The 15,879-nt window shown below is 74.7% G+C and carries 12 protein-coding genes; 3 read left to right on the top strand and 9 right to left on the bottom strand.

Annotated features, from left to right (window positions below):
- Nucleotides 1-11: 11 nt before the first annotated feature.
- Complete coding sequence (locus ABD126_RS28790) at nt 12-707, bottom strand: hypothetical protein (RefSeq protein WP_343937110.1); 696 nt, start codon at nt 705-707, stop codon at nt 12-14.
- A 228-nt stretch (nt 708-935) separates the two neighbouring features.
- Here ABD126_RS28790 and ABD126_RS28785 point away from each other — a divergent pair, with 228 nt between their 5' ends.
- Genes ABD126_RS28785 through fbp form a run of 3 tightly spaced genes read left to right on the top strand, consistent with a single transcriptional unit; the run spans nt 936 to nt 3,146 of the window.
- Nucleotides 936-1,619, top strand: coding sequence for a CBS domain-containing protein (locus ABD126_RS28785; protein WP_343937109.1), 684 nt, complete (start codon nt 936-938; stop codon nt 1,617-1,619).
- Nucleotides 1,620-1,629: 10 nt separating this feature from the next.
- Nucleotides 1,630-2,031, top strand: coding sequence for a VOC family protein (locus tag ABD126_RS28780; protein ID WP_343937108.1), 402 nt, complete (start codon nt 1,630-1,632; stop codon nt 2,029-2,031).
- Complete coding sequence (gene fbp / locus ABD126_RS28775) at nt 2,028-3,146, top strand: fructose-1,6-bisphosphate aldolase/phosphatase (protein WP_343937107.1); 1,119 nt, start codon at nt 2,028-2,030, stop codon at nt 3,144-3,146. Before ABD126_RS28780 ends, fbp begins: the two co-directional genes overlap by 4 nt.
- Before the next feature lie 51 nt (nt 3,147-3,197).
- Here the strand turns inward: fbp and ABD126_RS28770 are convergent, their stop codons facing one another.
- The 8 genes from ABD126_RS28770 to acsA all read right to left on the bottom strand — a co-directional run bounded on the left by ABD126_RS28770 (nt 3,198) and on the right by acsA (nt 15,802).
- Nucleotides 3,198-4,559 carry a diaminobutyrate--2-oxoglutarate transaminase family protein gene (locus ABD126_RS28770; protein ID WP_343937106.1) on the bottom strand — a complete coding sequence of 454 codons (1,362 nt, stop codon included), beginning with the start codon at nt 4,557-4,559 and terminating at the stop codon, nt 3,198-3,200.
- The gene (locus ABD126_RS28765; protein WP_343937105.1) at nt 4,556-8,560 is read right to left on the bottom strand and encodes a Pls/PosA family non-ribosomal peptide synthetase; all 4,005 of its coding nucleotides are present in this window, start codon (nt 8,558-8,560) and stop codon (nt 4,556-4,558) included. Before ABD126_RS28765 ends, ABD126_RS28770 begins: the two co-directional genes overlap by 4 nt.
- The gene (locus ABD126_RS28760) at nt 8,557-9,801 is read right to left on the bottom strand and encodes an aspartate kinase (protein ID WP_343937104.1); all 1,245 of its coding nucleotides are present in this window, start codon (nt 9,799-9,801) and stop codon (nt 8,557-8,559) included. The genes ABD126_RS28765 and ABD126_RS28760 overlap by 4 nt, the downstream gene beginning before the upstream one ends.
- A gap of 633 nt (nt 9,802-10,434) precedes the next feature.
- Nucleotides 10,435-10,689 (bottom strand): acyl carrier protein, encoded by a 255-nt coding sequence (locus ABD126_RS28755; RefSeq protein WP_343937103.1) that lies wholly within the window; start codon nt 10,687-10,689, stop codon nt 10,435-10,437.
- On the bottom strand, nt 10,686-12,131 hold the full coding sequence (locus ABD126_RS28750; protein WP_343937102.1) for a dihydrolipoamide acetyltransferase family protein: 1,446 nt from the start codon (nt 12,129-12,131) through the stop codon (nt 10,686-10,688). Before ABD126_RS28750 ends, ABD126_RS28755 begins: the two co-directional genes overlap by 4 nt.
- On the bottom strand, nt 12,124-13,098 hold the full coding sequence (locus ABD126_RS28745; protein ID WP_343937101.1) for an alpha-ketoacid dehydrogenase subunit beta: 975 nt from the start codon (nt 13,096-13,098) through the stop codon (nt 12,124-12,126). Before ABD126_RS28745 ends, ABD126_RS28750 begins: the two co-directional genes overlap by 8 nt.
- Nucleotides 13,095-14,003 carry a pyruvate dehydrogenase (acetyl-transferring) E1 component subunit alpha gene (gene pdhA / locus ABD126_RS28740; protein WP_425542898.1) on the bottom strand — a complete coding sequence of 303 codons (909 nt, stop codon included), beginning with the start codon at nt 14,001-14,003 and terminating at the stop codon, nt 13,095-13,097. The genes ABD126_RS28745 and pdhA overlap by 4 nt, the downstream gene beginning before the upstream one ends.
- A gap of 38 nt (nt 14,004-14,041) precedes the next feature.
- A complete protein-coding gene (gene acsA, locus ABD126_RS28735; RefSeq protein ID WP_343937099.1) occupies nt 14,042-15,802 on the bottom strand; it encodes an acetate--CoA ligase in 1,761 nt (586 codons plus the stop codon).
- Nucleotides 15,803-15,879: the final 77 nt, after the last annotated feature.

Genomic DNA, 15,879 nt, shown 5'->3' with positions numbered 1-15,879 from the left:
GCTCGGCGCGGTCAGCGGGGAGCCGCGGCGGACGGGTCGAGCACCGCCCAGACGAGCGTGCTGTCCGACCACGTGCCGACCCAGCCGCAGCGCACCGCTCCCCCGGGCGCCACCGCGTCCCGGACGTCGGCGAACCCGCACGGCACGAAACCGTCGCCGCCGGCCACGACGACGACCCGGTCCCGCCACCACTCGACGCCGAGCGTGGGGGCCAGGTCGGCCTGGTCGACCAGCCCGACCAGCCGCTGGGCCACCTCACCCGTCGCCGCGGCCACGTCCTGCCGGCCCCGCAGCACGCAGTGGTCCTCGACCAGCAGGCGGGCGAACCGGGGCGCGTCGTCCGGCGGCAGGGGGAAGCGCACGAACCGCCGCGGCGGGCCCGGGGCCACCGACGCGACGGCCTCGGACACGGTGTCGTAGCGGGGCAGTCCCCACGCCCGGCCCGCGTCCGGACCGGCGAGCAGCACCGGGACACCGGGCCACTCGACGACCTGCTGGCGCACCGCCAACAGCGCCGCGGTCGCCTCCGGCGGCACCGCCCCGAACCCGGTCAGGTCCACCACCACCGCGGGCGGGCGGGCGAACACCGCCCCGAACAACGCGTCGCGCACCAGGAGGAAGTCGGTCGGCAGGAGCTGCCCGGCCAGGCGCAGGACCGCGACACCACCGTGCTCGGACGTCTCCACCCGGAGGCCTGTGCGGCCCACCTGCTCTCCCCTCGGATCGGAGGTCCCCACGCGCCACGGCGGCTCGGCCGCGGTGTGCCCGGCGAAGCCCGACGGGCACTGTACCGCCGGGTGCCGACCCCGTCATGCGGCCGATCGAGGGTCCGGTCCGGCGCGGCGAACGTCCCGGTCCGGCGGTGACTTGCGTCCCTGGTCCGCCGAGCGCCGGCCGAACACGCTGGGGACGGGACCGACAGCCGGGAGGACGACATGCGCGACCCGACCGCCGCCTCGCTGATGACCCGCGAGGTGGTCACCGCCAGGCCCGACACCCCCTTCAAGGACCTGGTGGAACTGCTCACCGGACGCGGCCTGAGCGCCGTGCCGGTGGTGGACGACGACGGCAGGCCCGTCGGCGTCGTCTCCGAGGCCGACCTGGTGGCCAAGGAGGAGTACAAGCGCGGTGGCGAACCCGCGCTGTTCGCCGGGCGCGCCACGAGGCGACGCCGGCACAAGGCGGAGGGCGCCACGGCCGCCGAGGTCATGACCTCCCCGGTCGTCACCATCGCGCCCGACGCGCCGATCAGCGCGGCGGCCCGGGAACTGGCCACCGCCGGCGTCCGCCGGCTGTTCGTGGTGGACGAGCGGGGCCGGCTCGCGGGCGTGCTCGCCCGGCGGGACGTGCTCAAGGCGTTCCTGGTCGACGACGAGTCGCTGCGGGCGGAGATCCTGCGCACGGTCTTCCAGCGCGTGCTGTGGCTGGAGCCCGCCGGCGTCGACGTGCGCGTGGACCGCGGTGTCGTGACGCTGGGCGGCAAGCTGGAGCGCCGCAGCGAGGTGCGGATGGCCGAGCACGTCACCCGCGTCCTGCCCGCCGTCGTGAACGTCGTCAACAACCTGACCTACGACTGGGACGACACCGTGACCGACCACCACGTCGGCCTCGGTGGATGAGGAGGCCCGGATGAGCCGCGTGGTGCACTTCGAGATCCCGGTGGACGACCCCGACCGCGCCGGGGACTTCTACCGCGCCGTGTTCGGCTGGGACCCGCAGCGGTGGGGCCCGGTCGAGTACTGGCCGCTGGCCACCGGGGAGCAGCCCGGGGTCGGCACCGGCGCGGAGGGCGCGTTGACGCCGCGCCGCGAAGCGCCCGAGGGCGTGCTGGTCTACGTCGGCGTGGACGACATCGACGCCGCGGTCGACCGCGTGACCGCGGCGGGCGGGACCGTCGTGGCCGAGAAGATGCCGATCCCCTCGGTCGGCTGGTCGGTGCACCTGCGCGACACCGAGGGCAACCTGGTCGGCTTGTTCCAGAGCGACGAGGGCGCGCCCGGCGCCGTCGCGGAGCCCGAGGAGGAGCGGTGATCACGCTCAGCATCATCAAGGCCGACACCGGCGGGTTCGTCGGCCACTCGTCGGTGCACCCGGAGATGACGGCCGCCGCGCGGGCCGCGCTGGACGGCGCGATCGGCGACCACCTGCTGCTCGACGCCCGGGTCGCGTCGTGCGGCGACGACATCTCGCTGATCATGACCCACGAGCACGGCAGCGACGCCGAGCCCGTCCACACCTTCGCGTGGGACGTCTTCCAGCGGACCACCGCGATCGCGAAGCGGCTGGGCCTGTACGGGGCGGGGCAGGACCTGCTCTCCGACGCGTTCAGCGGGAACCTGCGCGGGATGGGCCCCGGTTACGCCGAGCTGGAGTTCACCGAGCGGCCCAGCGAGCCGGTGATCTGCTTCCTGGCCGACAAGACCGAGCCGGGCGCCTGGAACCTGCCGCTGTACAAGATGTTCGCCGACCCGTTCAACACCGCCGGCCTGGTGATCGACGCCAAGATGCACGCCGGTTTCCGGTTCGAGGTCTACGACCTCTACGAGGAGAAGCGGATCTGGTTCGACTGCCCCGCCGACCTGTACGAGATGCTGATGTACATCGGCGCGCCCAGCCGCTACGTCGTGCACTCGGTGCGGTCCAAGACCCTGGACGAGCAGGCGGCGGCCACGTCCACGCAGCGGCTGTCGCTCATCGCGGGCAAGTACGTCGGCAAGGACGACCCGGTGATGATCGTGCGCGCCCAGTCCGGGCTGCCCGCGGTCGGCGAGGTGCTGGAGCCGTTCGCCTTCCCCTACGCGGTCGCGGGCTGCATGCGCGGCTCGCACCACGCGCCGATCATGCCGGTCGGGGTCGAGCAGGCGACGCCGTCGCGGTTCGACGGCCCGCCGCGGGTGGTCGCGCTGGGCTTCCAGATCCGCGACGGGAAGTTCGTCGGCCCGCGCGACCTGTTCGCCGACCCGGCGTTCGACCGGGCGCGGTCGCAGGCCGCCGCGGCGATGGACTACCTGCGCCGGCACGGCCCGTTCGAGCCGCACCGGCTGCCGCTGGAGGACCTGGAGTACACGACTATGCACACGCTCGAACAGCGGCTGACCGACCGTTGGGAGTCGTTGGACACGCCGAAGCTGCCCGTGCCGCGCTGACGGGTGCGGTGGTGCCGGCCCACCGGAACGGGCCGGCACCACCGCACGCGCTCACCCCGGGCAGCAGCGCCGCACGGACGCGGTCAGGATGTCGCAGGCCGTGTCCACCACCTCCGCCGTCACGTTCAACGGCGGCAGCACGCGCACCACGCAGTCCTCCCGCCCGCCCAGTTCGACGATCAGCCCGTTGCGCAACGCGTCGGCCTGCACGGCGGCGGCGACCGACCCGGCCGGCGCGCCGCCGGCCGGGTCGGCCAGTTCCACGCCCCACATCAGGCCGCGACCCCGCACCTCCCGCACCCACGGGTGCCCGGCCAGCTCCGCCAGCCGGGCGCCGAGTTGCTCGCCGCGCCGCCGCACGTTGCCCAGCACGTCGTCGCGTCGCACGATCCGCACGGTCTCCGCGCCGGCCGCGAACGCCGCCTGGTTGCCGCGGAACGTGCCGGTGTGCGCGCCGGGCGCCCACGCGTCCAGGCGGCGGTCGTAGAGGATGATCGCCACCGGCAACCCCATGCCGCTCAACGCCTTCGACGCGACGATGACGTCCGGCTGGATCCCGTACCGCTCGAAGGCGAACCACGTGCCGGTGCGCCCGCACCCGGTCTGCACCTCGTCCACCACGAGCGGGATGCCCAGCTCGGCGGTGAGCACGCGCAGGCGGCGCACGAACTCCGGGCGCGCGGGCACCACCCCGCCCTCGCCCTGCACCAGTTCGACCACCACGGCGGCGGGCTTGGGGACGCCGCCGTTGGCGTCGCGCAGCGAGCGTTCCAGCAGCGCCACGCAGTTGGTCTCGCACGACTCCGGGGACAGCCCGAGCGGGCAGCGGGCGCAGTAGGAGAACGGGAAGAAGTGCACGCCGGGCATCCCGTCGGCGACCGGCTCCTTCTGCGCCACCAGGCCGGTGACCGCCATCGCCGAGTGGGTGGAGCCGTGGAACCCGCCCTGGAACGACACCACCGCGCCCCGTCCGGTGGCCGTCTTGCACAGCTTCAGCGCGGCGTCCACGGCGTTGGCCCCGGTCGGCCCGCAGAAGTGGACCTTCATCCGCGACCGCATCCCCGGCGGCAGCATCGACAGTTGGGCGTCGGTGAACTCGCGCTTGGCCGGTGTCGGGAAGTCCAGCCCGTGGGTGAGCGCGCGCAGCGACGCTTCGGCGGCCCGCACCACCTCCGGGTGGTTGTGGCCCAGGGCCAGCACGCCCGCGCCGGACAGGAAGTCGATGAACACGTTGTCGTCCACGTCGCGCACGTAGCTGCCGAACCCCTCGGCGAGCGCGATCGGCAGCCTGCGCGGGTAGGTGCGCGCGTTGGACTCCCACCGCCCCTGGTGCGCCAGGTACTCGGCCGACCGCGGACCGGGCAGGTCCGTGCGGACCACCGGTCCCCCGATCAGCTCCGGCACTCGACTCATGGTCGCCTCCTCACGGGCTGGTCCGCGGTGAGCTGTGCGGCGGGGTTGCCGCGCCACCGCGACCGCGGCGGGACCTGGGTCCCCTTCATCAGGAACGAGTCGGCTTCGAGCACCGCGTGCTCGCCGACCACCGTTCCGTAGTGGACGAACGCGCCGACGCCGAGCGTGACGCCCGTGCCCAGCGCGATGCGGTCGGACTTGAACGCCCCGTCCTCCAGCGAGTGCGCCTGGACGGCGGTGCCCGCGTTGAGCGAGCAGTCGTCGCCGATCACGACCAGCGACTTCTCCGGGATGGCGCAGCCGTCGTCGAACACGCGCCGCCCGATCCGCACCCCGAGCAGCCGCCACAGCACGCTCTTGAACGCCGTGCCGTTGAACAGCGCGAGGTACCGGCCGGGGCTGAGCTTCCAGAACCGCTCGTGCCGCCAGAACACCGGGTCGTAGATCGAGCAGAACCTCGGCCGCAGCGGCCGGAACCCCTGCGCGGCCCGTTCGACGAGCACCGCGAGCAGCACGGAGACCACGGCGGTGACGACGATCTCGGCGCTGATGGCGAGCCAGTCCAGCCGGGCGTGCAGGGTGCCGGCGGCCACGCCGACCAGCAGCACCGCGAACGCCTGGAGCCAGCCGGCCGCCAGGTGCAGCAGGGCGGTGGCGAGGTTGTGCCGGTTCTTGGCGGGCAGCCGCGCGCGCCGTTGGGCCGCGATGTCGAACCCGGTGTCGCGGTGCACGGTGCGCGGGATCTCGAACGGCGGCGAGCCGAGCAGCCCGGTGCCGGCGCGCACGGGGCCGTCCAGCGGCACAAGCACCTTCGTGGCCAACAGGCAGTCCTCGCCCACGCGCGCGTCCGGCGGGTAGAAGATGTCGTTGCCCAGGAACGAGTTCGCCGGGACCCGGACCTCGCGCAGGCGGAACGACGCGGCCGAGTACTCGGCGTTGAGCAGCCACAGGCCGTCGGAGGTCATGGTGCCGACGCCGACCTCGCACAGGGTGGGCGCCTCGTGCCGCACCTCGACGCCGAAGTTGGACCCGGTCTGCACCACCGCGCCCAGCCGGTAGCCCAGGGCGTGCAGGTAGTGCACGATCGCCGAGCTGTCGCCGAACAGGAGCGCCAACGCCCGGGAGTTGGTCAGGCGCAGCACCGCCCGGTGGCAGGAGTGCCGGAACCCGTACAGGGCCAGCGGTCGTCCCGGCGGGAGCAGGCGGGCCAGCAGCCGGGGGGCCGTGAGCGCGACGACCAGCACGGCCGCCAGTGCCCCGAGGTGGAGCACGGCCGCCTCGACCGCCAACTCCCCGTACAGCGCGGCGCGGGCGAAGTCGGCGCGCCCGTCGTAGACGACGCCCACCGCGAACCCGGTGGCCAGCAGCGCGGCGGGCAGCGACACCAGCACCAGCACCAGCAGCTGCGACACGCCGAACGCCACGCCGCGAACCCGGGACGGCCGCTCCGCCCGAAGACCGCGGTAGTCCACTGTGGACTTGCGGGCGGGCGAGCCGTGCCACGACTCCCCCGCCGGCACCGCCTGGCCGCGGTGCAGCGACGACGAGTGCCCGAGCTGGGCGCCGTCGCCGAGCGCGGTGTCCACGTCGAGCACGGTCGCCTCGCCCACGAACGCGTCGCGGCCGATCGCCACCGGCCCGGTGCGCAGCCACCCGCCGCGGACGTGGTAGCCGTTGAGGTGGCACTCGCCGCGGACCACCGCGCCCGCGCCGATCGTCACCAGGTCGGCGCACACCGGCGGGTGCCGGGTCAGCACGAGCGCCCCCGCGCCGATCCGCGCGCCCAGCGCCCGCAGGTACCAGACGTAGGGCGGCGACCCGGCGAACAGCACCGCCGGGCTGAACCGGACCAGCGTCGCGACCGTCCAGAACCGCAGGTACGCCCAGCCCCACAACGGGATCTCGCGCGCGGTCCAGCGGCCGACCAGCAGCCACTTGGCCGCGATCGGCACCGCCGAGGCCACCGCCAGGCCCAGCGCCGCCACCGCGACCGCGCGCGGGTACGCCGCGAGCGGGTCGGCGGCCTCGGCGATCCAGCCGAAGCCGGTCTCGGCCGCCCACCCCGCGCCGCAGGCGTAGGCGAGGAACACCAGCGCCTGGCCGACGCCGCACGACACGTGCCGGAGGGGGCCGTGGCGGCGGGCGGGCTCCACCCGTTCGGCGGCACCGGCCCGGGTCCCGTCCAGCGCCGCCGCGAGCGCCCGCACGGTCGGGTGGGCGTAGACCGCGGTCATGGCGACCGGCGGCAGGTCGGTCCGCTCCCGCACCACCGCGCCGAACCGGGCCAGCAGCAACGAATCCGCGCCCAGCACGGCGAAGAAGTCGTCCTCCACGGACACGCGCGCCAAGCCCAGCACGTCCGCCAACGCCGTGGCCAACGCCTGTTCGGTCGCGGTCGCCGGCGCCACGTGCGGCCCGCCCGCCGACGCGCGGGGCGACCGCGGCGGCGGCAGCGCGCGCCGGTCGACCTTGCCCGAGGCCGTCATCGGGACCAGGTCGAGCCGTTCGAGGTACGCGGGCACCATGTACGCGGGCAGCCGGTCGCGCAGCCGGCGGTAGACCTCCGGCGCGCCGGGGTCGGCGGCGTCCGCGCGCACGCTGTAGTACGCGACCAGTTCCACCGTCCCGTCGTCGCGCCGCGCGGGCTCCACGACGGCCTGCGCCACGCCGGGGACCTCCAGCAGCACCGACTCCACCTCGGTCGGCTCGACGCGGTAGCCGCGGACCTTGACCTGGGCGTCGATGCGCCCCAGGTACTCGATCTCGCCGTCGGGGCGGATGCGACCGAGGTCGCCGGTGCGGTAGATGCGGCCGGACGGGTTGTCCGGGATGCCCAGGAAGTCCGGGACGAACGCGCGTTCGGTGAGGTCGGGGCGGTTGAGGTAGCCGGTGGCCAGGCCGATGCCGGCGATGCCGATCTCGCCGGCCTCGCCGTGGTCGAGCGCGCGCGGCTCGTCCGGGTCGAGCACGACCACCGAGTAGGTGGGCAGCGGGACGCCGATGGTCACCGGCCGGTCGGGCCGCAGCACGGCCCAGGTGGCGGTGACCGTCGCCTCGGTGGGCCCGTAGACGTTGAGGAACCGCCGGTCCGGCCGGTGCCAGCGGCGGACCAGGTCCTCCGGGCACGCCTCGCCCGACACCAGCAGCAGCCGCAGGTCGGGCAGGTCCTCGTCCACGGTCGTCAGCAGCGTGGGCACGCAGCACAGCGCGGTGACCCGCCGGTCGGCGAGGAACCCGCGCAACTCCCGGCCGACCAGCGGCGGGCCCGGCGGGCGGGGCACCAGCGTCGCCCCGGCCAGCAGCGGCACCCAGGTCTCCTCCACCGCGAAGTCGAACGCGATCGTCATCCCCTGGTACACCCGGTCGCCCGGCCGCATGCCGTAGACCTCGGCCGCGACCCGCACGAAGTTGCAGATGGCGGCGTGCTCGATCGCGACGCCCTTGGGCCTGCCGGTGGAGCCGGAGGTGTAGACGACGTAGCACAGGTCGTCCACGGGACGGCCGCGTTCGTCCGCGCCGAGCCGCCCGCCGGGCACCGCCTCCGGGTCGAGCAGGTCCACGCACACCGCCGCCGACCAGGCCACCCGGTCGCGCAGGGTTGACACGGTCAGCACGCGGGCGATCCCGGCGTCGCGGGCGATGAACGCCAGGCGGTCGTCGGGGAACGCGGCGTCCAGGGGCACGTACACCGCGTTCAGCTTGAGCACCGCGAGCATCGCGGCGTAGGTCCGCGCGGGGTCGTCGAACAGCAGGCCGACGCGGTCGCCGGGCACCGTCCCCGCCGCGACCAGGTGCCGTGCCAGCCGGTTGGCGTGCGCGTCGAGTTCGGCGAAGGTCAGCGTCGCGTCGCCGGTGTCCACGGCGATCCGGTCGCCCATCTCCGCGCAGTGCCGCTCGAACAACGCGTCCAGGCGTTCACCGGGCCGCCGGCGCACCGGCTGGTCGGCGCAGGTGAGCACCGGCCCGTCGGCGACGCCCACGGGCACGTCGTAGGCGGTCACCGGGTGGCCTCGGCGAGGCCGAACTCCGCGTGCAGCGCCCGGGCCAGCGGGGCGACCCGGTCGGCGGCGACGACGGCGGTGAAGCGGGACGGCGAGGTCGTCATGGTCACGACCGCGTCCTGGAGGACGTCCAGCGTGCCCGCCAGGTAGCGCGGGTGGTCCAGCAGGCCCGTCCCGACGACCGACACGGACCCGAGACCGTCCTCGACGCTCCAGTCCGCGCCCAGCGCGCCGACGACCTCGGGCACCACGTCCTCGGCCGGCCCGCCCCGCACGGTGAACCGGACCTCGTCGGCGTCCCACCGCACCACGACGTCCGGCGCGAGCCCGTGGCGGGCCAGGTGCGCCAGCGCGAACGACCAGGGCACGCCCGAGACCGTCACCAGCCGCACGTCGCGCTCGTGCGCCACACCGACCACCCGGTGCCCGCCCTCCAGCGGCGCGGCGGCGACGGTCGTGCCGACCTCCGGCCGCTCGGTGTGGGCCACCCGCAGGCGCACGCCGTGCCGCGCGGCCACCGCCACCGACCGCGGGTGCAGCACCTTCGCGCCGCGACCGGCCAGTTCCAGCATGACGTCGTAGGGCACGGTCGAGAGCCGGCGCGCGCCGGGCACCACCGACGGGTCCGCGGTGAGCACGCCCGGCACGTCGGTGAAGATCTCGCAGTCGTCGCCGCCCAGCGCGGCGGCCAGCGCGACCGCCGTGGTGTCGGACCCGCCGCGGCCCAGCGTGCGCACGTCGTCGTCCTCGGTGCGCCCCTGGAACCCGGCGACCACCGCGACGTCCCACTGCCGCAGCCGCGCGAGCAGCCGGCCGCGCTCGACGTGCTGCACGACCCCGGCCCCGGGCCGTCCGCCCACCACGATCCCGGCCTGGTCGCCGCACAGCGACCCCGCGCGCACCCCGAGCCCGCGCAACGCCAGCGCCACCAGCGCCGCCGACGCCTGTTCCCCGGTGGCGAGCAACTGGTCCAGCTCGCGCGGGTCCGGCCGGTCGCCCACGACCCGGGCCAGCGCGATCAGGTCGTCGGTCGTGCGCCCCATCGCCGAGACGACGACCACCACCCGGTGCCCGGCCCCGACCGCGTCCGCCAACGCCCTCGCCACGGCCCGCACCCGGGCGGGGGTGGCCAGCGACGAGCCGCCGTACTTGCGCACGAGCACCGCGCCGGGCGGCGGCGCGCCCCGGCCCCCGGCCGGTCGCGCCGCGACGGTCCCGTGTGGATCGTGAGCACCTTCCATGACAAGCCCACCCCCTTGTTCCGAGCTGCGATCGAATGCGCCGGGCGACCCGTCGGTTCACCGCGGATGAGCGGGTCACGACCCCCCGAGCCGGCGGGCGAGATACCTGTGCGACGCGATGCGCCGGAACGGAAGGTAGCGCACCCGTGACGACCGGGTGCACCTCCAGAAGGATTATGCGGCCAATTTCGCAATTCCCGTCGGGGTTCCGCATTTATCGTGACACCGAACCGGTCGGTACAGGTCCGGCAAGCCCACCGGGGGTTCCGGCAGAATGCGGAACACAACCCTTCGAACGCCCGATTCATCGGCCCCGGATCGACGTGCCGTCCCAGGTAGTGGCCGTGACCAAAAGATGACCACGAGCAACACCGGCACCCTTCCAGGCGGCGCGCACTGGGCCGATCGGTGCGCGGTCGGCCCAGTGATCACAAAAGGCCGGCGCGGCTGCGGGCGCGCACTGCGGCACGCTGCCGCGATAAACAGATTTGCCGGCCCGACCGGTTGCCCCACCCGCTCATCCGACGTCGATCGGCCGGCAACGGACGACGCATTGCGGCGCATTCTGTGAAAAGCACCGCACTGGTGCGGTGAGTGCGTCGTCAAACAGCACGGACCGGCGAATCACGAAAATCAGCCGGCGCTCCGGCGGTGTCCTGCGAGGAAAGCGGCGCAGGCGTCGAGGGTGGTCAGGTCGCGGGCGTCGTCGTCCTCGACGGGGACGCCGGCGGCGCGGCCGAGTTCGACGGTGAACGCCTGGAAGTCCAGCGAGTCGAGGTCGAACGCCTCCCGCAGGTCGGCGTGCCCGTCGAGGCCCTCCACCTCGGCGTCGGGGGCGATGCGCCGCAGCGCCGCCAGGACGGTCTCCCGGGCCCGGTCGTCGTTCATGGTTCCTCCGGTCGGTTCAGCGCGTGGTCGAGCGCTTCCAGGAACAGCGCGCCGGTGTGGCCGTCGGTCGCGCGGTGGTCGGCGGACAGGGTCGCGGTCACCACGGGCCGCACGCCGAGCAGCCCGTCGACCGCCCACGGGCGCTCCACGACCTTGCCCAGCCCCACCAGGGCGACCTGCGGCGGGTGGATCACGCCGAAGACCGACTCCACGCCCCGGTCGCCGAGGTTGGTGACGGTCAGCGTCGCGGAGGTCAGCTCCGAACCGCGCAGGCGCCCGGTGCGGGCCCTGGCGACCAGGTCCCGCAGGCGGTCCATCAGGTCGACGACGGACAGCCCGGCCGCGTCGAGGATCGCGGGCGTCACCAGGCCGCCGCCGCGCAGCGCGACGGCCACCCCGAGGTGGACCCGGGCCGCCGGCTGGAAGCCGTCGTCCCAGAACCCGTTGAGCGCGGGCACCCGGGTAGCCGCCACGACGCACGCCTCCAACAGCGCCGCGACGGGCAGGACGTGCCGCTCGACGGGCAGGTCCCGGTTGACCTCCCGCAGCCGGCTCATCGTGCGGGTCAGGTCGATGGTGGTGCTCAGGTAGTAGTGCGGGATCTCGCGCTTCGAACGGGCCATCAGGCGGGCGGTGGCTTCCCGGGCCGTGGCCTGGCGGGCCTTGGCTTGGCGGGCGGTGGCTTGGCGAGCGGACGGCTTGGCCCGGCTCGGGGCGGCACGCTCGACCGGAGCACCGTCGGCGGCGGCTCGCTCGGCGGCGGCTGGTTCGGCGGCGGCTCGCTCGGCGGCGGCTGGTTCGGCGGCGGCTCGCTCGGCGGCGGCGGCACGGATGTCGGCCGCGTGGACGACGCCGTCCTTCCCCGGCGCGGCGGTCGCCGGGTCGACCGACAGTTCGGCGGCCAGCCTGCGCGCGTACGGGGTGATGCGTCGCCGCATTGATACGCCGGCGGGCTGGGGGCGGGTCGCGCGCTGGATGTCCGCCCGGGTGATCGCACCGCCCCGGCCGGTGCCGTGGACGGTGTCGAGGTCGATCCCGAGTTCGGCGGCGAGCTTGCGCACCAACGGGCCGGTGATGGGGCGCTTGGCCGGTCCGGGTCGGTGCGGGGTGCTCTGCGCGGATGCCAGGGCGGGTGTCGGGGCGGGCGGCGGCGGTTGCGGCGCGGCGGCACTCGGCTCGGCGGCGGTCCTCTGCCCCGTGGTCGTCGGCTCGGTGGCGATGACGGCCAGCGGGGTGCCGACCGGGACGGTTTCGCCGGGCTGCACCAGGATGCGGTCCACGGTGCCGCCGGCGAAGCACTCCACCTCCACCGCCGCCTTCGCCGTGTCCACGACCGCGATCGAATCGCCCTTGCGCACCTGGTCCCCGGGCTTGACCAGCCACTCCAGGAGCGTGCCCTCCTCCATGTCGGCCCCCAGCGAGGGCATGGTGAACTCAGCCACCGCGCACCGCCCTCGTCGCGGCGGCCACGATCGTCGCCGGTTGCGGCAGCGCGGCCTGCTCCAGGTGCTTCGCGTACGGGATCGGCACCTCCGCCGCGCACACCCGCTCGACCGGCGCGTCCAGGTCGTAGAACGCCCGCTCGGCGATCCGGGCGCTCACCTCGGCGGCGAACCCGCCGCTGCGCCAGCCCTCGTCCACCACGACCGCCCGGTGGGTGCGGCGCACCGACGCCAGCACGGTCTCCTCGTCCAGCGGCCGGAGGCTGCGCAGGTCGACGACCTCCGCCGCCACGCCCTGCGCCGCCAGCGCGTCCGCGGCCTCCAGGCACTTGGGCAGGCAGCCGCCGTAGGTCACCAACGTGACGTCCGAACCGGCCCGCCGGACCACCGCGCGGTCCAGGTCGACCGGGCCGGCGCCGTCCAGGTCGCCGGACGCGCCGTAGAGGGCGCCGTGCTCGAAGAGCAGGACCGGGTCGGGGTCGGCCAGTGCGGTGGCGAGCATGCCGCGCGCGTCCTCCAGCGTCGCCGGCGCGACGACGCGCAGCCCGGGGATGTGCGCGTACCAGCCCTCCAGGCTGTGGGAGTGCTGCGCGGCCACCTGCCGGCCCGCGCCGGTGGTCATCCGGATCACCAGCGGCACGGCGAACTGACCGCCGGACATGTGCAGCAGAGTCGCCGCGTTGTTGAGGATCTGGTCCAGCGCGAGCAGGCTGAAGTTGACCGTCATGATCTCCACGATCGGCCGCATCCCCGCCAGGGCCGCACCGATCCCCGCGCCCACGAACGCCGACTCCGACAGCGGGGTGTCGCGGACGCGGTCGGGTCCGAACTCCTCCAGCAGCCCCGCGCTCACCGCGAAGGTGCCGCCGTAGCGGCCGACGTCCTCCCCCATCAGGAACACCCGGTCGTCGGTGCGCAGCGCGTCCCTGAGCGCCTCGCGCAGGGCTTCGCGGTAGGTGGTCTTCATGGTCGCTCCGAGACGACGAACCGGGTCAGGTCCGCCACGGGTTCGGGCGGCGCGGCGTCGGCCGCCGCCACCGCGTGGTCGATCTCCGCGGCGACCTCGCGCTCCACGGCGGCGAGGTCGAGGTCGGGGTGGGCGGCGAGCAGCAGGTCGATCGGGTCGCGCCGCTTCCACGCCTCGACCTCGGCCTTGTCGCGGTAGCGGTCCGCGTCGTACATGGAGTGCGCGCGGAACCGGTAGGTGCGCAACTCCAGGAAGCACGGCCCGTTGCCGCCCCGCACGTACTCCAGCGCGCGTCGGGCCGCGTCGCGCACCGCGAGCACGTCCATCCCGTCGACCGCCCACGACAGCAGGCCGTAGGAGCCGGCCCGCAGCGCCAGGTCGGTCTGGGCGTGCTCGCGCGCCAGCGCGGTGCCCATCGCGTACTGGTTGTTCTCGCAGCAGAACAGCACCGGCAGCCGCCACAGCGCGGCCAGGTTGACCGACTCGTGGAACTCGCCCTCGGCCACCGCCCCGTCGCCGAAGAAGCAGGCGGTGACCCGGTCGCGCTCCCGCATGAGGTCCCCGAGCGCGAGCCCGACCGCGACGGGCAGGCCGCCGCCGACGATGGCGTTGCCGCCGTAGAACCGCCGTTGCGCGTCGAACAGGTGCATCGAGCCGCCCCGGCCCCGGCTGCACCCGGTGACGCGGCCGAACATCTCGGCCATCACCGACTCCATCGACAGGCCGCGGGCCAGCGCGTGGCCGTGCTCCCGGTAGGTGGACACCACGGCGTCGTCGGGCCGCAACTCCGGGATGATCCCGGCGGCCACGGCCTCCTCCCCCACGTAGAGGTGCAGGAAGCCGCGGATCGCGCCCGCGCTGTAGAGCTCCGCGCACCGCTCCTCGAACCGGCGGATGCGCACCATCTCGCGCAGCAGGTCGGTGTGGCGCTTGCGGTCGTCGCTCACGGGGTCCCCTCCAGGGTCGAGGTGTCCCCCTCCGGCAGGCCCAGTTCCCGCGCTTTGAGCAGGCGCCGCATCACCTTGCCGCTGCGGGTGTGCGGCATGTGCTGCTCGAAGGCGATCTCCTTGGGCGCCACCGCCCCGAGCCGGCGCCGCCCGAACGCGACCAGCTCGGACCTCAGGTCCTCGGTGGGCGCGTAACCGCCGCGCAGGGCCACGAACGCCTTCACGACCTCGCCCGCGACCGGGTCGGGCTTGCCGATCACGCCCGCCTCCCCGACGGCGGGGTGCTCCATCAGCACGCTCTCCACCTCGAACGGCCCGACCAGGTGGCCGGCGGACTTGATCACGTCGTCGGCGCGCCCGACGAACCAGTAGTAGCCGTCGGCGTCGCGGCGGGCGAGGTCGCCGCTGAGGTACCAGTCGTCGACGAAGGTCGCGCGGTAGCGGGAGTCGTCGTGCAGGTAGCCGCGGAACATCGACGGCCAGCCCGGCCGCAGCGCCAGCTCGCCGACCTCGTCGGGGTCGGTGACCTCCACGACGTGGCCGCCCACCAGGGCGACCTGGTTCCCGGCGCGGCGCAGCAGGCCGACGCGCACGCCCGGCAGCGGTCGGCCCATCGACCCCGGCCGGATGTCGGCGGCGGCGAAGTTGGCGATCATGATGGCGCCGGTCTCGGTCTGCCACCAGTTGTCGTGGACGGGCAGGCCGAGCGCTTTCTCGCCCCACACCACCACTTCCGGGTTGAGCGGCTCCCCGACGCTGGCGACGAACCGCAGGCTCGACAGGTCGTAGCGGCCCGGCAGGTCGTCGCCCGCGCGCATGAGCATCCGCAGCGCCGTGGGCGCGGTGTACCAGACCGTCACGCGTTCGTCGCTCAACGCCCGGTACCAGCCGTGCGCGTCGAAGTCCGACGCGTCGACCACGACGGTGACGCCGTGGGTGAGCGGGGCGATGATGCCGTAGGAGGTGCCGGTGACCCAGCCGGGGTCGGCGGTGCACCAGTAGACGTCGTCGGGGTGCAGGTCCAGCGCGTACGCCGCGGTGACGTGGTGCGCCACCACCGCCCCGTGGACGTGCACCGCGCCCTTGGGCTTCCCCGTGGTGCCGCTGGTGAAGTGCAGCAGCGCCATGTCCTCGGGGTCGGTCGGCGGGATGGTGAACTCGTCGCTCGCCGCCGCCATCGCCGAGGCGAGGTCGACGGTGTCGGGCACGTCGGTGTCGCCGCCGACCAGCAGCACGTGGTCCAGCGAGGGCAGGGACGCGCGCAGGGCCGCGACCCGCCGGCGGTACAGCTCCGGGGTCGTCACCAGCACGCGCACGTCGCCCAGCCGCAGCCGCTCCCGCACCGGCTCGGGGCCGAACGCCGAGAACAGCGGCGCGTAGACGCTGGTGTTCTTCAGGGTGCCCAGGGCCGTCACGTACAGCTCGGGCACCCGCCCGAGCAGGGTCGCCACCCGGTGCCCCTTGCCGACGCCCAGCCCGCGCAGCACGTTGGCGAACCTGTTGGTGGCGCGCATCAGGTCGTCGTAGGTCAGCTCGGTGACCCGGCCGGCGCGGTCCCGGCAGCGCAGCGCGACCCGGCCGGCGCCGGCGTGCCGGTCCACGGCCTCGTGGGCGATGTTGAGGCCGCGTCCGCCGGGCAGCCCGTCGAGCGCCCGCCGGGCGGTGGCCCAGGAGAACCCGGCCCGGGTGGCCGCGTAGTCGGTCAGGTTCGGTACGACGCCGGCGGCGCCGGGCTTGCGAACGGGTTGCCACTCCACGAGCCGACCTCCCTGTCGTGCGGTCGCGGCGGTTGCCTGCTGCCGAGCGTGCCCGCCGGGCGGACGGCTGCGGCAGT

Origin of the sequence: Saccharothrix mutabilis subsp. mutabilis (genome assembly GCF_039521145.1) — a bacterium.
GTDB lineage: Bacteria > Actinomycetota > Actinomycetes > Mycobacteriales > Pseudonocardiaceae > Actinosynnema > Actinosynnema mutabilis.
This window is presented reverse-complemented; position numbering and strand designations above follow the sequence as displayed.